This is a genomic window from Mycobacterium parascrofulaceum ATCC BAA-614 (assembly GCF_000164135.1).
Lineage (GTDB): Bacteria > Actinomycetota > Actinomycetes > Mycobacteriales > Mycobacteriaceae > Mycobacterium > Mycobacterium parascrofulaceum.
The window spans coordinates 286,521-308,325 of record NZ_GG770556.1; the positions used below are offsets into that span (position 1 = coordinate 286,521).

General features: G+C 64.8%; 19 protein-coding genes and 4 pseudogenes. 11 read left to right on the forward strand and 12 right to left on the reverse strand.

The window, feature by feature from the left end; all coding sequences use genetic code 11:
* The 5 genes and pseudogenes from HMPREF0591_RS33205 to HMPREF0591_RS21235 all read right to left on the reverse strand — a co-directional run.
* Positions 1-241: pseudogene (locus tag HMPREF0591_RS33205) on the reverse strand (DUF4226 domain-containing protein); the annotation flags it as partial.
* Between the two features lie 85 nt (positions 242-326).
* Positions 327-1,604: a DUF7373 family lipoprotein gene (locus tag HMPREF0591_RS21225; protein ID WP_425270226.1), complete on the reverse strand. Its 1,278-nt coding sequence runs from the start codon at positions 1,602-1,604 to the stop codon at positions 327-329.
* A gap of 12 nt (positions 1,605-1,616) precedes the next feature.
* A complete protein-coding gene (locus tag HMPREF0591_RS21230) occupies positions 1,617-2,021 on the reverse strand; it encodes an Rv0361 family membrane protein (RefSeq protein WP_157137535.1) in 405 nt (134 codons plus the stop codon).
* Between the two features lie 90 nt (positions 2,022-2,111).
* Positions 2,112-2,630 carry a sensor domain-containing protein gene (locus HMPREF0591_RS33210; RefSeq protein WP_208857794.1) on the reverse strand — a complete coding sequence of 173 codons (519 nt, stop codon included), beginning with the start codon at positions 2,628-2,630 and terminating at the stop codon, positions 2,112-2,114.
* 20 nt (positions 2,631-2,650) lie between these two features.
* Positions 2,651-3,871: a serine/threonine-protein kinase gene (locus HMPREF0591_RS21235; protein WP_007170702.1), complete on the reverse strand. Its 1,221-nt coding sequence runs from the start codon at positions 3,869-3,871 to the stop codon at positions 2,651-2,653.
* A 254-nt stretch (positions 3,872-4,125) separates the two neighbouring features.
* On the opposite strand from HMPREF0591_RS21235, the gene HMPREF0591_RS21240 reads away from it, so the two are divergent.
* The 3 genes from HMPREF0591_RS21240 to HMPREF0591_RS31225 all read left to right on the forward strand — a co-directional run bounded on the left by HMPREF0591_RS21240 (position 4,126) and on the right by HMPREF0591_RS31225 (position 7,098).
* Positions 4,126-4,533, forward strand: a complete 408-nt coding sequence (locus HMPREF0591_RS21240) for a hypothetical protein (protein ID WP_007170704.1) — start codon at positions 4,126-4,128, stop codon at positions 4,531-4,533.
* A gap of 208 nt (positions 4,534-4,741) precedes the next feature.
* Positions 4,742-5,812: an endonuclease/exonuclease/phosphatase family protein gene (locus HMPREF0591_RS21245; protein ID WP_007170706.1), complete on the forward strand. Its 1,071-nt coding sequence runs from the start codon at positions 4,742-4,744 to the stop codon at positions 5,810-5,812.
* Between the two features lie 695 nt (positions 5,813-6,507).
* Positions 6,508-7,098 (forward strand): sensor domain-containing protein, encoded by a 591-nt coding sequence (locus HMPREF0591_RS31225; RefSeq protein ID WP_007170708.1) that lies wholly within the window; start codon positions 6,508-6,510, stop codon positions 7,096-7,098.
* Positions 7,099-7,178: 80 nt separating this feature from the next.
* Here HMPREF0591_RS31225 and HMPREF0591_RS31230 read toward each other — a convergent pair whose 3' ends face one another.
* Both HMPREF0591_RS31230 and HMPREF0591_RS21260 read right to left on the reverse strand, forming a co-directional pair.
* A complete protein-coding gene (locus tag HMPREF0591_RS31230; protein WP_083802043.1) occupies positions 7,179-7,661 on the reverse strand; it encodes a lipoprotein LpqH in 483 nt (160 codons plus the stop codon).
* Positions 7,662-7,825: 164 nt separating this feature from the next.
* Positions 7,826-8,185: a hypothetical protein gene (locus HMPREF0591_RS21260; protein ID WP_040623506.1), complete on the reverse strand. Its 360-nt coding sequence runs from the start codon at positions 8,183-8,185 to the stop codon at positions 7,826-7,828.
* 582 nt (positions 8,186-8,767) lie between these two features.
* Between HMPREF0591_RS21260 and HMPREF0591_RS21265 the strand changes: the two genes are divergently transcribed.
* From HMPREF0591_RS21265 to HMPREF0591_RS21285, 4 genes are all read left to right on the forward strand, one after another.
* On the forward strand, positions 8,768-9,853 hold the full coding sequence (locus HMPREF0591_RS21265) for an IS110 family RNA-guided transposase (protein WP_007170711.1): 1,086 nt from the start codon (positions 8,768-8,770) through the stop codon (positions 9,851-9,853).
* 544 nt (positions 9,854-10,397) lie between these two features.
* A complete protein-coding gene (locus HMPREF0591_RS21270; RefSeq protein WP_040623585.1) occupies positions 10,398-10,922 on the forward strand; it encodes a hypothetical protein in 525 nt (174 codons plus the stop codon).
* 799 nt (positions 10,923-11,721) lie between these two features.
* Positions 11,722-12,887, forward strand: a protein-coding gene (locus tag HMPREF0591_RS21280) for an IS3 family transposase (RefSeq protein WP_085981698.1) whose coding sequence is annotated in 2 segments (ribosomal slippage) — positions 11,722-12,006 and positions 12,009-12,887 — 1,164 coding nt in all. Because the reading frame shifts where the segments join, the coding sequence is not laid out codon by codon here.
* 448 nt (positions 12,888-13,335) lie between these two features.
* A complete protein-coding gene (locus HMPREF0591_RS21285) occupies positions 13,336-14,421 on the forward strand; it encodes an IS630 family transposase (protein ID WP_007170717.1) in 1,086 nt (361 codons plus the stop codon).
* A 375-nt stretch (positions 14,422-14,796) separates the two neighbouring features.
* Here HMPREF0591_RS21285 and HMPREF0591_RS21290 read toward each other — a convergent pair whose 3' ends face one another.
* The 3 genes and pseudogenes from HMPREF0591_RS21290 to HMPREF0591_RS31235 all read right to left on the reverse strand — a co-directional run.
* Positions 14,797-15,498: a DUF6338 family protein gene (locus HMPREF0591_RS21290; protein WP_007170719.1), complete on the reverse strand. Its 702-nt coding sequence runs from the start codon at positions 15,496-15,498 to the stop codon at positions 14,797-14,799.
* Positions 15,499-15,502: 4 nt separating this feature from the next.
* The gene (locus HMPREF0591_RS21295; protein ID WP_040623507.1) at positions 15,503-16,291 is read right to left on the reverse strand and encodes a hypothetical protein; all 789 of its coding nucleotides are present in this window, start codon (positions 16,289-16,291) and stop codon (positions 15,503-15,505) included.
* A gap of 425 nt (positions 16,292-16,716) precedes the next feature.
* Positions 16,717-16,895 (reverse strand): annotated as a pseudogene (locus tag HMPREF0591_RS31235) (tyrosine-type recombinase/integrase); the annotation flags it as partial.
* Between the two features lie 698 nt (positions 16,896-17,593).
* Between HMPREF0591_RS31235 and HMPREF0591_RS21305 the strand changes: the two are divergent.
* Both HMPREF0591_RS21305 and HMPREF0591_RS21310 read left to right on the forward strand, forming a co-directional pair.
* The gene (locus HMPREF0591_RS21305; protein ID WP_040623510.1) at positions 17,594-18,247 is read left to right on the forward strand and encodes a cation diffusion facilitator family transporter; all 654 of its coding nucleotides are present in this window, start codon (positions 17,594-17,596) and stop codon (positions 18,245-18,247) included.
* A gap of 336 nt (positions 18,248-18,583) precedes the next feature.
* A complete protein-coding gene (locus HMPREF0591_RS21310) occupies positions 18,584-19,321 on the forward strand; it encodes a DUF1275 family protein (RefSeq protein ID WP_007170724.1) in 738 nt (245 codons plus the stop codon).
* 182 nt (positions 19,322-19,503) lie between these two features.
* Here HMPREF0591_RS21310 and HMPREF0591_RS32485 read toward each other — a convergent pair.
* A pseudogene (locus tag HMPREF0591_RS32485) lies at positions 19,504-20,378 on the reverse strand (IS110 family RNA-guided transposase); the annotation flags it as partial.
* Between the two features lie 218 nt (positions 20,379-20,596).
* On the opposite strand from HMPREF0591_RS32485, the gene HMPREF0591_RS21320 reads away from it, so the two are divergent.
* A complete protein-coding gene (locus HMPREF0591_RS21320; protein WP_007170727.1) occupies positions 20,597-20,950 on the forward strand; it encodes a TFIIB-type zinc ribbon-containing protein in 354 nt (117 codons plus the stop codon).
* 503 nt (positions 20,951-21,453) lie between these two features.
* Here the strand turns inward: HMPREF0591_RS21320 and HMPREF0591_RS34460 are convergent.
* Complete coding sequence (locus HMPREF0591_RS34460) at positions 21,454-21,681, reverse strand: PPE family protein, SVP subgroup (RefSeq protein WP_279626982.1); 228 nt, start codon at positions 21,679-21,681, stop codon at positions 21,454-21,456.
* On the opposite strand from HMPREF0591_RS34460, the pseudogene HMPREF0591_RS34465 reads away from it, so the two are divergent.
* A pseudogene (locus HMPREF0591_RS34465) lies at positions 21,590-21,805 on the forward strand (TerD family protein); the annotation flags it as partial. The gene HMPREF0591_RS34460 and the pseudogene HMPREF0591_RS34465 sit on opposite strands and share 92 nt — an antisense overlap.

Genomic DNA, 21,805 nt, shown 5'->3' on the forward strand with positions numbered 1-21,805 from the left:
GGTTGGTATCGGAGTGCCCGTTGCTGCTCAGCCGCGTGGTCGCGTCGTGGGCGAAACTGCGGTGCTCGTCGACCAGATCCCCCGACAGCACCGCGGCCCGGCCCGCGGCGTCGCGGACGGTCTCAGCGGCCGATTCCAGGCTGCCCGCATCAGGGACGGCCGCATCGGGTGAGGTCCCGTATAACGCCCGGGCCCGCCGCACCACCGTCACCGCCTGCGCGGCCACCTGATCAATCGACACAGACGCATTATTGCCCGGGGATGCGCACCCCACAGGCAGCATTTACCACGGTTCACGGCCAGGTGCGGTGTCGACCGCTCGCGTTCTACCCGGTGAGGATGCGGTACTGGGCGGCGATCTGCTGGTGGGCATTGTCGAGTTGGCGGGCCACCGCCCGGATCGTGTAGCGGCCAGCGGCGGCAACACACCAGTAGCGGGGGACAAGTCCGCCAGCTCCGGCGACTTTGGTGCAGCGACTCGCGGGCAGGCCGGGAACCGGTGAGGCTGCTTGTGCCGCAGGCGATTTGGCGAGGGTCTCGCTGTAGGACTGGGTGAGCGTTTGAGCCGCGGCGGGGTCTTTGGCTTGGTAGATGGTCGTCAGATTCACCGACACCGTGTCGACGCCGGCTGCACTGAGCAGCGGTTCGGCCTGCACCGGGTTGTCTTCGAGGTGCAGCGCCCCGGCGATCGGGTAGGTGGCCCCGGCGGTGGCCGTGGATTGGTCGGCGGGCAGCGCCAGGGTGCGCGCCAACAGCCCGGTGGGGTCCACCGGCAGGCCGGTGAAAGGGGGGCGGGTCGGCGTGAAGGTGTCGATCAGCGGTACTTGCAGATCAAGTGTGTGGGCCGCGAGGGCGGCCGCACAGTCAGGGGTGGTGGGGCAGCGGGCGACTTGCACCAAGACGTAGGGGCCGTGGGCGGTGAAGACCGACAGTTCCCGAACCGGCTGTGCGCCCTCTTGGAACGTCAACAAGGTGGCGGCCGCGTCGGGATGCCCGGGAATCGGTACGGCCTGCTCGGGCTCGGTCACGATGGGGGTGGCCCGCGGATCACGCGGCATGTTGCGCGCCACGCTGGCCATGTTGTGTGCGGCGGTGGCGGCCGAGCTCGGGTCGATGAACCGCAAGACGGCGTTACGCAGCGAGCTTTGCGGGTCCGCGCCGGCGGTTTGGCGCTCGGACATGAAGCCGACGACGAACGGTAACGCGTGTGCGCCGCCGGCGATCGGCGGCCAGGTGACCCGGCCGAACTGGTCGAAGTCCTCGATCACGGTGGCGGGGCTGTCTGAGCCTGCGGCGGCCAGGGCGGGATCGGGTTGCCAGGGCCCGACGACGTAGGCGGCCATGCGTCGCCCCTCCACCAGCCGCCCCGTTTCTTGGGATCCGGCGTTGCCCAGAGGGGGCAGCGCGGTGGTGGGATACTTCCCTGGGTCCAGCGCCGATGGATTGGCTGCGGCGGCGGCACTCGAGCCGGAAGGAAGCGCCGCACGTGGGGCACCTGTCGTCGTGGTGTGGCCGCTACAGCCCACCACGGCCGCAGCCAGTAAACCGGTGAGCAGCACAGGTTTTGGGTCTCGCACAATTGCTTCCCTGGGGTCGAGTTCCACCGGCCGCGCCGGTCAGGTTTGGCAGATCTTCCACCCGTCTTCGAGCTTGAGGGGCAAACTCACCGAACGAGTACCGAGTGCTTCATTGGACGAGGTCATCGACGCGGTGGCGGTGTCGCCGTTGACGGTGACCGACGTGATGCTCACGTGGGTCAGGCCCGATTCGGAGCGGCCCTTTTTGACGTAATCGAGCACCGGACCAGTGAATTTCGCGCGCATCGCCACGCACATCAGCTCGGTGTAGGCGGTCCAGTTTTGGGTGTTGTAGGCGTCCTGGAATGCGGTGACTGTCTCGCGGACCTGGTCTTCGGCGGACGGTGTCGCCGGAGGCACCGGCGCCGAGGAGGCGGTAGGTGCTGCCGCGGTTGCTGAAGACGAGCTGCTGGGATGACCGCCGGTGGCGGTGCCGCCGATCACCGACGAACATGATGCGCACAGCGCAGCAAGCGCGGCGGTTAGCCACATCGTCGCGGGACGTCGTGCCCAGGAGCCCATCTCAGCCTCCACTCATTGCTGGGGAACTTTCGCAGCCGTCGCGCTGACCAGCGCGGCGATGTTGGCGCCGCCGTTGGGGCGGCATTGGCGAATATCGATCACCACGTTGCCACGCACCAGGATCCCGTGCTCACACGTTGCGGTGCCTGCCTGCAGGCTGGCGGCGATGGTGAGGACGCCGGCGGTGGTGACGGGTTGGGCGAACTGCCAGATTTGGGCTGGCTGGCCAGGCGCGGTCACTGTGACCGTCTTGCCACCGCACAGCGCCCATTGGCCGCGCTGCGTCACCCACGACTTCGCGGCGTTATCTTGCGAGGTGAACGCGATGACACCCTGGGTCAGGCCGTCTTGCCACGTTTGGTTCAGCGCACGCAACCGCTGAACTGCCACGCCCGAGGCGCCGGTATTGGTATACACCGCGCCTTGCGCTGCAGCCCAGGCGCCCAGACATTGCGGATTGTCCACGGTGGCGCCGTCGTCGAGCAGGGCCGAACGGTTAGCTTCCAAGACCAATGGGTCACCACCCGCCAAACTCCCAATCTCGTTGGCGCTCAGTAAGATCCCGGGAAGCTGGGAATCATTGATATCGGTGGCCGGCGCCCCGCTCGGTGTAGGGGGCGCGGCGGCGGGAGCCGGTAGGGCCCCGGTGCTGCTCGCGGCCGGCCCGGTAACGGTGCCCTCGGCCAGGCGGCGATCGTGACCGTGGTCGCGATCAGCACCACCGCAGCCAGCGAGGCCCCGATGAGGATGCCGCGGCGGCGCCGCCGCGATGACAGGGGCGGAGTCCCGACCGGGCGCGACCACGGCACAGGCGAACCCGGTGGCGCGGCCATCGTGCGGGGTGCGCTCTGGTGCCACCATCCCGGCGCCGGGGTCGTCGCCTGATAGGAACTGACCGCGGCGCTCGGCACCGCTGGCAGCGGCACGTAGCGGGTGGGGTCATGCAAGGCTGCGTTGGCGGCGTCTGCCAATGCCGCGGCCGACGCGAACCGCGCCGCGGGCTCTTTGGCCATAGCCACCGCGATCACCTGGTCGAGAGCCGACGGCAGCGAGGGAACCTGATCGGTGACACGCGGGGGCGGGTTGAACAGGTGCGCAGCCATCACCCCGGCCGCACCATTGGTGGCCGGAAACGGCGGATGGCCGGTCAGCAACCGATACAACGTGCACCCCAGCGAATAGATATCGACCCGGCTATCAATCGGGGCATTCGACAGCACTTCCGGGGCCGCGTAGGCCACCGTCGCCAGCACCGAGCCGGTGGCGGTCAGGCCCGCATCGTCGAGGGCGCGGGCAATCCCGAAGTCGCCCAAAAACACCCGCTCTTCACTGCCCGGCGGGCCGGACAGCAAAAAGTTCGCGGGCTTGATGTCGCGGTGCACGACATGGTGTGCGTGGGCGAAGTCCAGTGCTTTAGCCACCTCGGAGATGATGTGCACAGCACGCAGCGGAGTCATCGCGCCCGCGCGCAAGGCCTCATCCGCGTCGATGCCGTCGACGAACTGCATCGCGATCCACAACTGCCCATCATCGGTTTCGCCGCGGTTGTACACCGAGACGATCCCGGGATGCTCAAGGCCAGCGGCGGTGTCGGCCTCCCGGATGAACCGGGCCCGAAAGTCCGGGTCGCGGCACAACTCGGCGGAGAGCACCTTGAGCGCAACCCGGCGCGGCAACGCCGGGTCGTCAGCCAAATAGACCGACCCCATACCTCCGCTGCCCAGCACTTGGCGGATCTGGTAACCACACACCACAGATCCGGCGGCCAGCATGGGTCTTAGATACCACCCCCGGTCTGGCGCTCGCAGAGGATCCCTTGCATAACCTCGCCGAAACTGCGGACGAAATGCCAGCCGCGCCGGATTGCGTGCACATAGCCCACGTGAGCCCTACCCGCAATGACGAGCAAAGGCGTTACTGCTCAACGTGATTGCAGCACACCACCAGGTCACCAACCCGATGCCGGTGGGCCCAGTCGGGGAAAAGACCATCAGGTCACCACCACCTGGCTGGCTACCATAGGCACATGGCGCCCCCACCAGCCGCATCCGGTGTCGGCATCCTTGTCAGCGTCGAGGGGCAGATGCAGGCGGTGGCGATCGCTGACCACATCGCTGCCGACGACGTCGGCGCGAGCCCCGTCGACACGATCACGGCACGTGACAACGTCGTGTTCTGGTTCGATACCAGCACCCGGCGGGCAGTCAACAGGATGGCAACGCTGAACCTTTACGCTGCGACCAGACTGCCTGCGCACGCCGTGCCGTTGCTGCACGGAACTGTGCTGATCACCGGAATCGACGCCGGTGGTGATCCCGTCGGACTCTCCTCACAGCAGCTCAAGTCCCTGCAAGCCCGGCCCGCGCCCAACTGGTGGGCGCGGCTCGTCCTGCGCATGCGCTCCCAGCGCGCCGTCCGCCGGCAGCGCGCGTGAGAGCCCCTGTGCTGATCGTCCCCTTCCCGGCTGAGCGTTCAAGAGGTGGCGCGGGTCAGAGACGCCACCCAACTCAAGAAAGGCACGGCGCGCAGCAGGGGTGATCCCTGCGAGGACTTCGCCAGCTGGGAAGTAAGGTCGCGAATCTTCGTCGACGGCTGTCAAGGCGAGGGATAATCATCGCGGAGCTTCCAGGGCAGGAGGGACTATGCCCAACTACACAGGGTTGAAGCATATCCAGGACAGCACGGTGCGGGGCCGGATCATCGACGGGATCGAGGCGCTGCGCGACGGCTTGGCCAGTGAGCTGCCGTCACGATCGGCAACAGATTCGCTTTTGCTCGCCACCTGGAATATCCGCGAATTCGACTCACCCAAATACGGCTGGCGCGGCCCCGAGCCGTACTTCTACATCGTCGAGATCCTCAGTCATTTCGACCTCATCGCCGTACAGGAGGTGCGCGACGGGCTCTATCCCCTGCAACGGTTGAAGAAGAATCTCGGTCCGTGGTGGGACTTCTTGGTCACAGATGTCACGCTGGGTACATCGGGGAATGCAGAACGGATGGCGTTTGTGTACGACCGGCGGAAGGTCGACTTCACTGGCCTCGCCGCCGAATTGGTGATTCCGAAAGACCAGGGAGCTGAAGCTGAACCTCAGCAGTTCGCGCGCTCCCCGTATGTGGCGAGCTTCCGCGCGGGGTGGGCGTATCTGAGTCTGATCACCGTGCACATCTACTACGGCACCGCCACACCCGACGATCCACGACGAGTTGCCGAGATCAGCCGCGTCGCCAATCTGATCGCCAGCAACGCCGAAAAGCTCTCCGGCGCACCGCAATACGATGCGGGGAAGCCTCCGCGAGCCGGCAACGCAATCATCCTCGGCGATTTCAACATTTTCCAGACCCAAGACAAAACGATGCAGGCACTCACCGACGCGGGATTCGTTGTGCCCCCGGACCTTACCGACGTGCCTGGCTCCAATGTGGACAAGAACAAGCACTACGACCAAATCGCTTACTACAAGGAACTCGTCGGCATGAAACCGACCGGCAAGGCGGGCGTGTTCGACTACTACAACTACGTCTACACCGATGCCCAGGAAGACCTCTACGCACAGGAACGCAACGCGGGAACGCCAGGGAAGAGTTTTCGCGAGTGGCGGACCTACCAAATGAGCGACCATCTGCCCATGTGGCTGGAGTTAAGCATCGATGACGGGCAGGCCTACCTCGAGCATCAACGCGAACCGGCGGACCCAGAGCAGGAAGGTTGACCCAGCCGCGCGGCCAGAAAGCCCGAGCCTGCGCCTGAAGGTGTCGGAATTCCCAGGGCCCCAGGGCTTAGCCGAAATGCACGTCGTCGACGTCCGCCGCGCAATGCGCGGCATTGGCATTGGATCGGGCAATTTTACCGAGCTCTACGCCCTGATGAGGCAAGCTAGAGGCGATGAGCAGCGACGGGGGATCCAACCAGGGCGAGGAGACCGCCAATCTGCGCCGACCCGGTCCGCCGCAACACCCGCCGGGCCCGTGGCCGGCTCCGGGTGGCTCGCCGGCAGGCTCAGCAAGCGCATCACCGCAGGGCCCGCCAGCCGCGTCCTCGCAGGGTCCTTTCCCGCCACCACCCCCGCCCTGGCCGGGTCCTTTCCCCCCGGCCGGGCCGCCTTGGCAGGGCCCCCCGGGCCAGCCACCATTTCCCCACCCGGCCGGTGGACCAGCCATGCCGCCCGGTACCCCCTGGCCGCCGGTGCAGCGACGCCGGCGTTGGCCGTGGTGGGCCGCGGCCGCGGTCGCCGCCGTAGCCACGGTGGTAGTGATCAGCCTGGTCGTGCACGGCGGCAGCACGTCCCATCCCACCGCCACCCCGGCGCCATCATCAACGCGCCCACCTGCCTCCGCTGGCCCTGCCCCGACCACCCCGCCTTCCCCGAGCGGCCCGCCGGTCGCGCCGGCACTTGACCCCGCAACATTGCCCACCCTGCTCGCCTCGGCCGACCAGGTCGGCAAGGTGTTCAATAACGCGCCGATGGACGCCCGCGCGGTGCAAACGGCATTCGCCTCCGGGGTGTCGATCAACCCGGCCACCTGCGCCAGCGCAGTCGCCCCGGTACTGGAGGGTACCTATGCCGGGTCGGGGTACACCGGCCTAGCGACCCAGGGTCTCCAAGAACCCAAACCCGGACGCCACAGAGTCATTCAAGCCGTGGTCGCGTTCCCGGATGCGGCTGCCGCCCAGCGCTTCTACGCCCAACAGCTCTCCGTGTGGCAGGGCTGCAAGCTCACCGACGTCACCGTCTCCTACACCAACGGCCAACCCGACGATCACGCCAAGATCACCGTGGTCACCGACAGTGAGGGCATCGCCACCACCGTGCTACTGCCGGCTGGGCCGAACGACCCCAAGGACAGCGCATGCGAGCGCGCCATGAGCGCGCGACGCAACATCGTTGTCGACGTACGGGCCTGCGGGCCCAACACCATGACCGCGCTTCATGCTGATCCGCAGCATCGACGACAACATCACCAGCCACCCATAACCACCCGGCCCCGCCGGGGTTGACGGGCCGCGCGCGCAAGACATTAGGTGCTTGCGCCCACGTGTCGCGAAATGCCCTGGGGGAGGGGAGTAACTCCGTGCGCTTATCGCCGTGGCGGGCAGGTGAAGTCCAACTCGAACGGCTTAGATAGCGTTCCGATGCCCGAAGGGTCCGGGCCAACGGCGGTCCCGACGATCTTGTATGTCTGGCCGCTCTTTGTGACCGTCGGCCTGCTGCTGGTATCGGTCGTGTGCCAACCAAATGGGATGCCATCAAAACTGCCCAAGACCAGACTGTCCAGCGTGGGACTTTCGCCGGCGGTGGTCGTCACAGCGATCCCGTCCTGGTCGCTGCCGATGTTGGCCATCATCCAGCTCGCAGCTGTCACACATTCAACAGGGTGCAGCTGGCGAGTCCTCCCATCGACGGCCAGGCTAGCGGGCAGCTCTGAGCTGTTCGTCGCCGAGCTCTTGGCCCCTGCTCCGCTGCCTGCCTGGCGGCTCGAACACCCCACCAGTGCAGCCACAACCGTTGCGCTGCCCAGCGCCAGCACACACGCGCGCTTCGTGCTGTTACCGAAAGTCATGATGCACCAACCTAATCACCCGCTTCTCTCATTTGAAATGCATGTTGACTCCTGCGGAACCGGACCGGCCGGTGGAAGCACACGACCAGGGCGCCGCCTACCAGCGCCACAATCCCCTAGGAGCGAAACGGGGAGCCACCCCGCATCGCGGGGCCGCCGCGCGCTCACGTCGGGCAGGCGCGCGTCAGGGCGGCCAACTCGTCGCCGAACTCGTGGTTAACTTGGCCCGCCGCTTGCGCTGAGGGCGGCAGCTGCGGTTTCAGCGGATCCTGTTTGCTCAGTTCGGCGTTCATTTGGTCAACGTCTTTCATGAATTCTCGAGCTAACGCCGCGGCTCGTTGAGCGTGAGCCGACAAGCCTGGGGTGCTCACCTGGTTGGCGCGCTGCTGAAGGCCGTCGAGCCACGCCTGATAGTCGGCAGGGGCGGGTACCGAGTCTTCTTCGTGCGAGCCCGCCGGTGCAAACCGCGTCTTGGCTTTCAACGATGCCTGCGCGTCGCGGTTGAAATCGATGAACTGCCGCACACTCCAACACGGTTGTGCCCGCTCATCGATGCGCCACGCGACCACCAGACCCGCCCCCGCCGCGGCCACGCACACCATCGCCACCAACCACCGAGCGGCCCTGCGTGTACGGAGACTGTATGCGGCCACACGACCAAACCTAATTGCTGGCCGGGCCGCGGGGAATCGGTTATGCGAGCAGAGGGGCAGGGGCCGATGCTGCGGCGTTGGCCCGCCGCGTCCGAGGGCATTGAAGCCCGGTCATCCCGGAATGAAAGTGCCAGCCCGCCACCACCGCCAACACCTTCCGCTGCACAACAGGCACGCATACGCTGAACGGTACGAACTACGTTTCACATGCCTTGCTGACGTGACGCCATCGAGCTTTACCGCCGAACGCATCGCCGCCTCCAAATCGCTCAGGACGGCCAAGCCGCGGCGCACCCCACCCAGAGCCGTGTCGGGCGGGCACCACCGCGGCGCATTCCGCGGTTCCCACGCACAAAGTTGCAAGACGACCAGCTTTCCGGGCGCCCACCCGAGCCCTGCAACCACCGCGACGGCTACAAGTGCCGCCGCCAAAAGGAAAGAGAGGCAACTGCCATGGTCGTCATCGGTGTCGACGCACACAAAGCCACCCACACCATGGTCGCAGTGGACGTCGGCGGCTGCAAACTCGCCGAGGTGACCGTCCGGGCCACCACCGACGGGCACCTCAAGGCCCTGGGTTGGGCCCGCCGCGAATTCGGTGGCGATCTCATCTGGGGCGTCGAGGACTGTCGCAACCTGTCTCAACGACTCGAACGTGATCTGCTCAACGCCGGTCAACGCGTCGTACGGGTACCGCCCCAGCTGATGGCCCGCACCCGCGCCTCAGCCCGCACCCGCGGCAAGTCCGACACGATCGACGCGCTCTCGGTGGCCCGGGCGGTACTGCGCGAACCCGACTTGCCGGTCGCCAGCCACGACCCGGTCTCGCGCGAGTTCAAACTGCTCATGGACCGCCACGACGACCTCGTATCCCGCCGCACGGCGCTAATGAACCGATTGCTATGGCGGGTGCACGAACTCGACCCCACCCATGCGGTGCCAAGCAGGTCCTTGGCCCACCGAAGGCATCAACAAGCGCTGCGCAGCTGGCTCGAAACGCAGGACGGGCTGGTGGCCGAATTCGCCCGCGACGAGCTGGCCGAAATCATCACCATCACCGAGGTGATCGGCCGACTCGATCAACGCATCACCGCACGAGCACAAGCCGCCGCACCTTCGTTGCTAACCCTCTACGGGTGCGGGGCATTGACCGCGGCCAAACTCGTCGGGGAGACCGCCGAAGTGACACGGTTCCGCAGCGAAGCCGCCTACGCCCGCCACGCCGGCCTCGCGCCCGTGCCGCATTCCTCCGGATCCAAGACCGTGCGTATCAAGCCCTGGCGCAGCGGAAATCGAAAAATCAACGCTGCCCTGTACTGGATCGCGCTGTGCCAGATCAAACATGGTGCCCCCGGTGAGGCGTACTACCGGGCCCGGCGCGACTCGGGCGACTCCCACAGCCAAGCCATCCGACGCGTCGAACGGCGCATCGTCCGCCGGGTTTACCGGCACATGAAAAACGACCATGCCCTCACGGAAGGTGCCACCCAGACCGCCCCGGCACAACACGGCGGCCTAGTGCCCGCCCACAGCGTCTAGCGGCGCTGCGGCCCCCCATCCAGGGGCATCCCTGCCGACATCCGAATTCGGCGCGACCATGCGCGCCCCCAGAACCAGTTGTTAAGGCGTGCCGCTTTTTTCGGCATCCCCCCGGGCTACCAGTCGGACGAAATCCGAACTAGGATATAGCAATCCCGATCGCCGGGTGTGGGGCTTCATGCAGTAGTGTCGCCCTTCCGGGGTTGTGCTGTTGTTACTTAGTGCCAGCATTCGGTGTGACGGATGACTGGTGTTCGACAAATACGTTTCGCATCGGTCTTGGAGCCGCTCGCCGCGGTGAGCGACCCGCACGCAAGGTCTGGCTTGTCGTTGTCCAGCCACTTCGGTGCGCTTCGTGGATTGGTGCCGACCCCAAGTGCGAGCGACGACTTCGCGGACCAGCGGCAGTGCAACACGGTCGAGTGCTGACATCGCGACCGCGACGTCCCCCGACGCGGCCTCGTATGGCTACCAGCCCCGCTGCCGAGCACGCGTTCGGCTTGGACTACGCGGTCACCGCCGGAGCGCAGGAATAATGGATGGCATGAATCGGATTCGCCAGGCGTTTATAGGTCTCCTGGCGAGTTTGGGAATGGCCCCGGCAGTCGTCGCGCATGCTGCGCCGGCTGTACCGGACTTCTCCTCCTACCCGAAGGTATCTGAGGACGACTACACGGTGCGACCCGGCCTTGCCTACTCGGTACGCGGTTTCCGCACACCCAGCGGCCTGTACTGCACGTCATCCAATCACCGTGAGATGTACGCGATGAACTGCACCGGGCCGCTCGCTGACGCTCCTGGGGGAGTCAACACCGTGAGTCTGTTCATGTCGGGCACCGTTCTCAGCCCAGTGAAGTTCACCCGCGTCGACGGGCCGAACCCTGGGAACAATCCAGAGTTCGAGGGCCACCCGATCAACCTGCTACCCAAGAACACTGCATACGCATTCGACCACGCCATCTGCGTATGGACCGACACGATTGCACTGGCATGCCGGATTGGCCTGGGAGAGGCCTACAACGGGTTCATCGCGACTTCTGATACGACCACCACAATCGGCAATAGCTGACAAGATCCTCAGTTCGCCCCCCGCCTGGTAAGAGCTGCGCGATGCTCCCGGCCTCGCCAACCGCCGACCGATCAGCCGGCTGTCGAAAAGTAGTGCAATATCAGTCGGGATAGCACCGCTCCTGACGCATAGCCTACGGCTTACAGCCACCATCCGAGTCGGCGCGGCCGCCCTAATCGGTACACCAGTTGTCAAGGCGTGCCGACCTTTTCAGCAACGTCCAGGGGTACCAATCCGGCGGAGGCGGCGTTATGCTGGAGCGATCCCGATCGCCGGGTGTGGGGCTGTATACAAAAGTGTCCTCTCTCGGGTTGTGCTGTTTTACGTTGTGCCAGCATTCGGTGTGACGGATGACTGGTGTCAGGCAAGTAAGTTTCACATCGGTCTCGGGAGTTACTCGCCGCGGTGAGCGACCCGCACGCAAGGTCTGGCTTGTCGTTGTCCAGCCACTTCGGTGCGCTTCGTGGATTGGTGCCGACCCCAAGTGCGGGCGATGCCCTTCTGAGCCAGTGTCAAGGCTCCCATTTCCGGCTGCTTTCTACGTGCCCTCGGATGAACCGAGTGGCAAGGCGCGAGTATCAAACGGATACTGGGCGGTGCGTCGTCCGTGGCTATCGGTGTCGCTCAGTTGGGGAATTGGCGGAGTGTACCGTCAGGTTGGGAGTTTGAGGGCGGCGTGCAGCGCCCGCATGCATAGCTCGCGGAGTTGCCGATGAGAGATAACTGGGTTGGGTCTGCTGCACGATCAGGTGACACCGAGCTCGCTTGCCCAGACTGGGTGGGCTGAGAGGATGTCACTATGGCACGCCCGTATCCCCAGGAGTTCCGCGACGATGTCGTGCGGGTCGCCCGCAATCGTGAGAACGGGGTGACACTGGAGCAGATCGCCGCCGATTTCGGGGTTCATCCGATCACGTTGTCGAAGTGGATGCGCCAGGCCGATGTCGATGACGGCGCTAAGCCGGGAACGACGACGAGCGAGTCTTCAGAGCTGCGGGAGGCCCGCCGACGGATCAAGCTGCTTGAGCAGGAGAACGAGGTGCTGCGCCGGGCCGCGGCGTATTTGTCGCAGTCCAATCTGCCGGGAAAAGAATTTACCCGCTCGTGAAAGAGCTCGCCGCCAATGGGATTCCCGTGGCGGTGACGTGCCGGGTCCTCAAGCTCGCCCGCCAGCCCTACTACCGCTGGCTGGCCGACCCAGTCACCGACGCCGAATACGTTGCCGCACATCGGGCCAACGCGTTGTTCGACGCCCACGCCGACGACCCGGAGTTCGGCTACCGCTTCCTGGTCGAAGAGGCCCGCGACGCCGGGCATCCGATGGCCGAGCGCACTGCCTGGCGGATCTGCGCCGACAACGGCTGGTGGAGTGCGTTCGGTAAACGCAGGCGCGGCAAGAACGGCAAGGTCGGCCCGCCGGTCCACGATGATCTGGTCGGTCGCCGTTTCACCGCTGATGCGCCAAATCGGCTGTGGCTGGCCGATATTACCGAGCACCGCACGAGCGAGGGAAAGCTCTATCTCTGTGCGATCAAAGACGCGTTCTCCAACCGCGTCGTCGGCTACTCCATCGACTCGCGGATGAAATCACGACTGGCCACCCAAGCTTTGGCCAGCGCGGTCGCCCGCCGCGGCGAGGTCGCCGGCTGCATCGTCCACACGGACCGGGGCAGTCAATTTCGCAGCCGACGATTCGTCCACGCACTGAGCCGTCACGACATGGTCGGATCCATGGGCCGCGTCGGGGCGGCCGGCGACAACGCCGCCATGGAGAGCTTCTTCAGCCTCCTACAAAAGAACGTCCTAAACCGCCGCCGATGGGACAGCCGCGAACAACTCCGCATCGCCATCGTCACCTGGATCGAACGCACCTACCACCGCCGCCGACGTCAGGTCGCCCTGGGACGGTTGACCCCGATCGAATACGAAGCAATCATGACCACACCGGCCAGCCAGGCCGCGTGAAGAAACTGTCACCTATTCGTGCAGCAGACCCGTTGTCGCTCCAGGATTGCGTTCTGAGTGAACGCGAGCCAGCTTGTGACGGCAAGTGAGGTTTCGGCCTCGATCGGAATGAGTGCTGCCACGCTGTTGAGCACGCGGTCGCGTTGAATGGTGTTGCGCGCCTGTCGGGTTGGGTCCTGTCTGCTGTCAATAGGTCCGAGCTGGTGGGCCATCCGGTACGCCGAGGGGGAGTGTTTGGCCTGGGCGATATAGACGTCGAGGCCCGCCTGGATTTGGTCTAGTGGTGAAAGTGCCGGGTCGGGGGAGCTCGCTTATTTACCGCCTGGCCTGCTGATACCGCCTCCACCTGGCGGAGGTTTGACCGGCTGGGCAGGTTTTTGAACGACACGTGGCGCCACGGTTCTAGTGTCCTGAGTCGTTAATTCGCCCGCTCTTGTTAGTATGGGTGATGCCGTCGCCGCATGCTGCCACGATCGTGTTGACCGACGATGAACGTACTGAGTTGGAAGGCTGGGTTCGGCGACGGAACAGTGCTGCCGGGTTGGCTCTGCGTGCCCGAATCGTGCTGGCGTGCGCTGATGGCGGCAGTAATGTCGAGGTCGCCGAACGGCTCGAACTCGACCGGGGCACGATTCGTAAGTGGCGCAACCGGTTCGCCGAGAAGGGCTGCGACGGATTGCTCGATGAACCGAGACCGGGCCGGCCTCGTGTGGTCGGCGATGAGCAGATCGAAGCGTTGATCACCGCAACGCTAGAGACGGCACCCACGGATGCCACGCACTGGTCGACGCGGTCGATGGCCGACCATCTAGGACTGTCCCAGTCGATGGTGTCGCGGGTCTGGCGGGCGTTCGGTTTGGCACCGCACAAACAGGATTCGTGGAAGTTGTCCAAGGACCCGTTGTTCGTGGCCAAGGTTCGCGACATCGTCGGTCTCTACCTGGATCCCCCCGAGCGGGCCATCGTGCTGTGCGTCGATGAGAAGACCCAGATCCAGGCGCTCAACCGCACCGCGCCGGTGTTTCCGATGCTGCCCGGCACTCCGACACGCGCCACCCATGATTACGTCCGCCACGGCACTTCGAGCCTGTACGCCGCGCTAAATCTGGCTACCGGCAAGGTGATCGGATCACTGCACTCGCGTCACCGGTCCCAGGAGTTCCTGGCGTTCTTGAAAAAGATCGACACCGAGGTCCCCGCCGATCTGGACTGCCACGTCGTGCTCGACAACGCCTCCACACACAAGACCCCGGCGGTCCAGCGCTGGCTGATCAATCACCCCCGATTCATCTTGCATTTCACCCCCACCAGCTCGTCATGGCTCAACCTCGTTGAACGCTGGTTCGCCGAACTGACCACCAAGAAGCTACGACGCGGCACCCACACTTCGGTACGACAACTCAACGCCGACATCCGCGCCTGGATCGACACCTGGAATGACAATCCACGCCCCTACGTGTGGACCAAGACCGCCGACCAAATCCTGGACAGCATCGCCAACTACTGCCGACGAATTAACGACTCAGGCCACTAGGTTGGCGCCCGCCCTTGCGTTCGTTGTCGCCTGGCTGCGGGCGATCCGCGCGGGCTGCTGGCTGGTGCCCGCCGCCGGTCAACGCGTCGCGATCATCGCTCACTGCGGCTCCTGGGGATGACGCCTCCCGGTCCTTTTGGTGCGGTTGCGGGGGTTGGCGGATCTTGAGGGGAATTGGTGTCAGCGCTGAATTCCCCGCCGGGTCGGTAGCCGCCCGTGCGAGGTGCGATCCAACGCCGATGCGAGGCCTTCTCGCTCTGCGTGTTCTCGGCCATAGGCCCACCCTTCCGAGGCTGTCACGTCCAGTATGCCGCAGTCGAGGCAGGGTGTGGGAGTAGCGTGTGCGCCTCGGCGGCGGCGACCCAGGGGCGTGGCCTAGGGATCCGGCGGCGGAATGATCTGCATCAACACCGCGTCGTCGCACCGAACCCACTGCCCGGTCGGCCCGGTGAGTTGCTCTGTGAACTGCCCGTCAGTGTCGATGCTCCACGCCTCGTCGATGTAGACGTCCCGTGGTTCTGGGTAGCCGGTGAAGAACGCAGCGTTAGTCACCCGGCCGCCGATCCACGTCCCGTCCGCGGTGAGGATGCGCACGAAGCTGCCGGGCGCGACGTCCTGGGTCGCGAAGTCCCATGCCGTCGGGATCGGCGAGTAGTCCGTTTCATGGCTGAACAACGCCTTGCGCCAGGTCAATTCGCCGTCGCCGCTGGCGCGTTCGAACAACGTCCCCCAGAAAGTGGTCCGGTTGTAGCGCCGCCTTGTGGTGAAACTCGCGGTCACGTAGCCTGCGAGCGCGGGCAGCATGAACACCAATAGGAACCCGACGCCGGCGACAGCCCGCGGGTCGCCCAGACCGTCCTGTGGGTGGAACAACCGGTGGGTCGCGGTCTCGCCGAGGCAGACCAGATAGAACAGCAGGAAGGCCACCGAGACCGCGAGTGCCCGCACCAGTCGCACCGACAGTTCACGGTCCTCGGGCGACGGGCCGATTCGGTTGCGCCGAACTCCTTGGAACACGAAACCTGGGACGAGCACGCCGACCAAGGTCAACGCTTGCTGCCATCCGCTGATCAGCATGGTCCTACCTTGTCTCCCAGGGGACCGGACCCGAAATGCGCATCTGCAGGGGATCTATCCCAGCGGCCGGCTCGAAGAAGTCGCCCACGGGGAAGGCCGCGAATTCTCCAGGGGGCAGTTGCGCCTTCTTGTGATCAGCGAGGGTTGGGAACAGGTTTCTGAGCGCCTTGGCGACGGGGCGCTCGCTTGCCCAGAGAAGCCCGTCGCGCATGAGGATTGCTTCGGCGCGTTGCACGGTGCAGGCAGGGTTGGTGCAACGGATCCGCAGCCGGCCGGTGTCTTCGGACACGTCGTCGTCGGAGAGCACGCAGGTGCGCTCCCCGCAGAACAAGCAGGTTGCCGGACGGTCGGTGCGGCGCAGGAACGGTGTCGTACCCGCTGCCCAGTCGCTGCCAGATCCCAGCCCGACCCATTCCGGCCTGTGACCATCCGGTGCGAAGTGGTCGACGATCCGGACGTCTGTACGGTTGCGCGTCGCCTCTGTCCCGTCGGCGAGGACGATGACGTCGACTTCTCGCCCGTCGCAATCACTACTGTCACAATAGATCTGAACGCGACGGTAGTCTCCGGTCAGGTCTCCGTACGACAGGAGAACGGTTTCTTGTCCACAGAAGTAGCAGTCGATCTCTCTGTCGGCCCGTCGGACCCACGGCGCCGCCGGCAGGTTCGCCGCTCCGTCCTGGCCGACCGCCGCTGAGCGGGTCACAGCCTGCATGGCATCCGCAAGACGTGTGCCCGGATGTTCGCGCTGGTAGGCGCGAGCATCTCGTTTGAGTGCAGAATTCTTCGTCACGATAAAAACCCCTATCGCTGGATTCGGCGGCGCCACCCGTATCAGCACCGCTATTCAACAGCGGTGTGGGCTTCGCGGATCCGACGGACCTTGCCCTCAGGCGCCGACAGCGATACGGGCGCTGTGCCGACTCAGGGATGCCGCGCGAACGGCACCTTCAAGGCTACAACATCCCGACCGCACGGGCGGTGCAGCAGGTCGCTGACCCAGCCGAGCGGAGAGCGTTGAGCAGCATCGCTACGTGCACTCATATGCGACGCTCACCACCGCTGCTCGCCAGCCAATTCACACCGTGAGATTGCTGTTGTCTAACCCGCGCGTTAGTGCCAATCGTTGGCGGCGGCCTCGCCCCTGCACAACAACTCGCACCTGTTGAACACGCACCGTTACCAGTTAATAGCTGTGTCGCGCATAGGATTTGATGCTTACGAGTCGCCGTCTCTGGACAGAAGGTCGTACAGTGGGTTCAGCTCGGCAGCAGAACGCGTCTCCATGCCGGCGCCGTCGACGTAGCGCTGTGAGGTGACCATCGATTCGTGACCGAGCAGTTTCATCAGCGTGTACACACGCTGACATTCGCATTAGCTAGTTCGGTGGCAAAGGTTATCTGTACTTGCTTTTGCAAAAGGGCTTGTCGCCCAGCATTTTAAGGCGTCTGACACGTGAGGCACGTGAGGGTGTGTACCCCGGCTGAGTTTTGTGACAAGTCATAAGTGTGCCTGCTTCGGGCTAGAAGGATCCGCGTTAAGGATCCGCAAACCGGGCACACGGCGAGTGCTGGTTGGAGGCGCCACCTCGTCACCTCATCGGGGTCCACCGCGCCGAACGCCGGGGCTGAGACTTCGTACCGGGATCAGCACTGGCGCCTGGGTCCTCGACGTTTACCCGCGCAGGGTTGGGATTGAGCGTGCGCGCACCATGTTGCGCAAGGTCAATGGAAGTCGTCACAGTGTGGCGGTGCCGGGTGGTTTTGTGCCGGCTATAAGATGGCCCAGTGCAAATGTTGCAGTCTTTTAGTGAGTTGCAGCTGGTGGGGTCGGAGCAGTCGGTGATGATGTCGATATGCGCTGTCTGCCTACATGACCGGGGCGTGGCGGTGTCCGACCCCCCGGGGCTGGCTTCGTTGTCCCGGTTGACGCAGCAGGCATTCGCTGATGAGCTGACCTGTTCGGGGGCCTTGTCGGCCGCGATGGGCCGTGGGGTGGGTTTGTGCCCAACCTGCGTCGCCGACGGCTGGCTAACGGAGCCAACTTTATGAGTAGTCTTCGTCCAGTCGGCGATCCCACCGAACTTGTAGATGACATGGGTTGCGCGGAGTCCACGCAGGTCGCGCGGAATTCGCTGACGCGGAACGCGGGATGGCGCGAGGCCGCTCGCTGGGCGCGGCGGCTGGCCTGGGTCAGCATGATCGCAATGCTTACTGAGGGCGCGGTGGGGCTGTGGCAGGGCCTAGCGGTCGGGTCCATCGCACTTACCGGTTGGGCGCTAAGCAGCGCGCCCGAAGGCTTGGCCAGCGCGATGGTGGTATGGCGGTTCACCGGCTCGCGGATGCTGTCCGAGAGCGCCGAACGACGCGCCCAACGTGGTGTTGCCGTGTCGTTTTGGCTGACGGCCCCCTACATCGCCGCCGAGTCTATTCGGCACCTGGCTGGTGAGCACCACGCGGAGACTTCGATGATCGGTATCGTGTTGATAGGCGCTACCTTGCTGGCGATGCCGATCCTTGGCCGGACCAAAAAGCGACTTGCCGCGCGGCTGGGCTCAGCGGCCACCGCTGGCGAAGGCACCCAAAACTACCTTTGCGCGGCCCAAGCCGCCGCGGTGTTGATCGGCCTGGCGGTAACTGCGCACTGGCCGAGTAGCTGGTGGTTTGACCCGGCGGTCGGGCTTGCCATCGCCATCGTCGCCGTCTGGCAAGGCATCCGAGCCTGGCGCGGCGAGGACTGCGGCTGTTGAATCAGAACGACACGCCAGCTAGCGTCGCCAGCCGTGGCGGTATGGGGCTAAGCGGGCGCAGGTCACCTCCGGCACCCGACACGGGGTTGCGCCATATCGCTACCACCACGCCACCCGCTTTTGGGGCCACTACATAAGGCGCGTTAACCAATGGGCCCGCTATGTGGACCCCGCCTGGGTCAAACAACTACGGCGACTGGCGGTTGTGGTGATGCCAGCAGTGCCGCCAACCCGAGATTCCACAATTTTCTGAGGCAGCAGTGTTGGCGGGGCGACGTCTCTTAGCGTGGTCTTGGTAGCGTTGTGCCACCACCGATCACCGGACAAGAAAGAAACATGCCGCACATGCAAACCCGCGAGACGCGCTTGCGGGTGCTGGTGCTGGGCTACAGTGGGCTGCTGGCCGGAATCGCGGGATTCATCAATTCGGTCGCACTGCTGGTTTTGGCGTTTCCCGTGGGCAACCTGACCGCACTGAGCACCCAGCTCGGCATGGATTCGGCCAGCCCACTGCTATACGAGAGCTGCATGATCGCGCTGATCGTGGGCGGATTTTTGGCCGGAGCCGCTGGGGCCGGAGCGGTACTGGCTTCCGTGCAAACCCACACCAGTGCGCGCCACGCCGCGGTCCTGCTCGCCGAGGCCGCACTGCTGCTAGCCGCCGCCGGTATCGAGATTCCTGGATTCAAGGCGCTGCTGGCCGCGGCCGCGTGCGGGCTGCAAAACGCGATGACCTCAAACTTTCCCGGGATGACAATCCGCACCACGCACTTCACCGGCACGATCACCGACCTCGGTTTGATATTGGGCTGCAGCCGCCACCATGGAGTGGACAGGTGGAAAGCCACTGTGCTCACGACAACCGTGGTGCTGTTCATCGGCGGCGGTGCGACGGGAGCGCTGATCGGCGGCCGGTTCGGTCACAACGCGCTGCTCGTTCCGGCTGCCGCCTGCCTGGCTGTCGCTATGGCCAGCCTGCTGTATAGCCGCCGGCGCAGCAGCCGATTGGCCAGCGCAATATCGGCTCCCGAGCCCGCGCATGCACCCCGTGCTGACCGAGCACCAGCGGGCTAGCTGTAATGACCAGACAGGTTGTGAACGGCGTGGCGTGAGGAAGTAGGTGAGGACCTCCGGTATCGGTGTGGTTACCACACACCCCAATACCGAGAGGTCCTCATGGTCCACGCTAATGCCTGTTTGACTCCAAAGGGCCGAACTCGGCTTGCGTCGGCGATTGTCGATGCGGGGTGGACAGTACGGTGGTGCCAGGCCGCTTCGATCAACAATCGCCGCACGTGGGCATTGCCAGCCTTGGTGATCGCCCCCTGCACCCGGGAAGCTCCCGAGGAGTATTCACACGGCACCAGGCCGATGTAGGCGCCGATCGAGGCACCGGTGAACCGCGTCCAGTCACCGATTTCGACGCTCAACGCCAACCCCGTCAACGCCGAGATACCGCGTAAGCAACCCAGCCGGTTGACCGGGTCAGCCCAGCGCGGTGATGCCGCGACCTCGATGATCTGCTCATCGAGACGATGACGAGCAGCAGTCGCGGTGAGCACCGCATCGAAGTGATGGTCGAAGGCCGCGGTGGTGTGGGAATCGACGAATCGCTGTCGGCGCAGCCAGATTTCGTGCACTCCAGTCCAGGCTTGTCCACCTGAGTACACCCGACCGTGGCGCAATAGCAGCTTGGACAATCGGTGCCGCACTCGCATCAAATCGGCGCGGGCGTCTTCACGCGCCCGGACCAGATCCCGCACGGCCTCCACGTTGGCTTCGGGCACCGTCACCGCGGTGATCTCGCCCAATCGCAACAACCGAGCTAAATGTGCGGCGTCGCGAGTATCGGTTTTGACTCGATCACCGGGCGGACGATCAACTTCGATGGCGCAGCGACCACGCAGTCGATCTCGGCGGCGGCTAAAGCCCGCGCCAGCCCGAACCCCGTCGGTCCTGCCTCGTAGGCCACTCGCACCGGGCCGCGCATTCCATGCAACCAGGCCAAGATCTCGCCGTGATCGGGACACAACCGTGTCTGCTCGACTCGACCAGTTTCTTCATCGACGGCATACGCAACCACCGAAAGCGCGTGCACGTCCAAACCAACACTCGTACCGTTGAAACTCACCGGAGGCCTCCTGATCTGCAACTGTGGCTCTACCAATGCGAGTGTTCACTCGTCACCGGCAACCCACGTCCAATTGCAGCCCGAGGCCTTCGGCCTCAAGTCGCCTCCATACCGTCTAGCCGTACGCCCAGTCGTCCGCATTCGTATATGCGCATGCATTTATGTCTGTTAGCCTAGGCGGGTGAGGCATTTGCCGTTGCCTCATTAGGGAGGTTCAAGTGACAGACGAACGCGAATCAAAACAGACCAACGAATCGACGCTGCTGTGTCCTCGGTGCGTGTCGCAGATGTTGCCGGTGCAGCGCTTTGGAGTGACGATCGATCAGTGCACCGGGTGCGGCGGCGTTTTCCTTGACCGGGGCGAACTCGAGCAGCTCTCCGAGGCCGAGGCCAAGTTCTACGCTGCCCAACAGCAACCCCAACAGCCGCCGGCGGCAGGGTACGTGCCTCAGCAGTATCCGGCCCAGCCGGGGTACATCGACAATCCGCGCCCCAGAGGCTTTTTGGGTGGCTTGTTCGGGGAGGGCTATTACGGTGGTCGCCACGGAGGATATCGCGGCGGGCACCACTGACATTGGTTGTTTCCAGGCGGTCCGGTTAAGGATTGGTCGTGGTGGTAGTGGCAGTGTAGCGCCGCTCTGACTGATGCCCTGCTGGTTGTCTTTTATCGATCAATTCAGCCGCCACTGCAGCGTCGCACCTCTGGGATTTAGAGGCGGCGCGACCCTGGCATTGTTGGTCGCCGAGGTGATCGTCGGGCTGGTCGCCAACTCCTTGTGTTAGTACTGCTCACATGCTCACCGAGGCCGCGTCGACTATTTCGGCGCTGATCGCGTCCGCGTGGCGCTGCGCCTGGGCGCAAGACCGCTACCTACGGCTCCTGATCTAAGACCTAGTTCCAAATCGAATGGCTTTGGACAATGGTCAATCCTTCCGCCAAGCCCTACTCTCGGCGTGTCCGAGAGTAAGATCAATTCGACCGTTGATTCTGGCAGACTGACTGTGGAGCTATGGCTTCAATAGGGCAAGGCCAGTTCATGGCCGCCCGCCGCTACAAATGGGTGTTCCTCCATTGTTATCCGAGGGTCGCCGTGGGTGGTACCACCGTCAGGCGGGGCAAGAAGCGGAGGTCGGTATCGCCGACGTTGCCTATGCCGCGCCCGGCCATCGTTGCCAGCGGCGCGCCGAGCATGCTTGCGGGAGCTCCTGTCGTGGCTGCTGGGGCAGTGGCCAGGCTGGTGCTGGGCAGCGCCGTCGCGGCAGGACTCATTGCCGGGGCCGCCGAGGCCCAGGTTTGGGGCACCGATAAGGCCCCGACCGTGGCCGCCCGGCCCACGCCCGCCGACACGGCCGCCACCCCGAGTCCTGCTGAGCCGGGTGCTCCCAGCGCGCCCGAAGCGAGTGCGCCCGTGAGCCCCGATCCCGAT

What these genes read in the sequence shown, in the direction of transcription:
- HMPREF0591_RS21235 (WP_007170702.1), bottom strand. Translation starts at nt 3,871, where the DNA reads ATGCTGGCCGCCGGATCTGTGGTGTGTGGTTACCAGATCCGCCAAGTG.
- HMPREF0591_RS21240 (WP_007170704.1), top strand. Translation starts at nt 4,126, where the DNA reads ATGGCGCCCCCACCAGCCGCATCCGGTGTCGGCATCCTTGTCAGCGTC.
- HMPREF0591_RS21245 (WP_007170706.1), top strand. Translation starts at nt 4,742, where the DNA reads ATGCCCAACTACACAGGGTTGAAGCATATCCAGGACAGCACGGTGCGG.
- HMPREF0591_RS31230 (WP_083802043.1), bottom strand. Translation starts at nt 7,661, where the DNA reads ATGACTTTCGGTAACAGCACGAAGCGCGCGTGTGTGCTGGCGCTGGGC.
- HMPREF0591_RS21265 (WP_007170711.1), top strand. Translation starts at nt 8,768, where the DNA reads ATGGTCGTCATCGGTGTCGACGCACACAAAGCCACCCACACCATGGTC.
- HMPREF0591_RS21270 (WP_040623585.1), top strand. Translation starts at nt 10,398, where the DNA reads ATGAATCGGATTCGCCAGGCGTTTATAGGTCTCCTGGCGAGTTTGGGA.
- HMPREF0591_RS21285 (WP_007170717.1), top strand. Translation starts at nt 13,336, where the DNA reads ATGCCGTCGCCGCATGCTGCCACGATCGTGTTGACCGACGATGAACGT.
- HMPREF0591_RS21290 (WP_007170719.1), bottom strand. Translation starts at nt 15,498, where the DNA reads ATGCTGATCAGCGGATGGCAGCAAGCGTTGACCTTGGTCGGCGTGCTC.
- HMPREF0591_RS21305 (WP_040623510.1), top strand. Translation starts at nt 17,594, where the DNA reads ATGGGTTGCGCGGAGTCCACGCAGGTCGCGCGGAATTCGCTGACGCGG.
- HMPREF0591_RS21310 (WP_007170724.1), top strand. Translation starts at nt 18,584, where the DNA reads ATGCCGCACATGCAAACCCGCGAGACGCGCTTGCGGGTGCTGGTGCTG.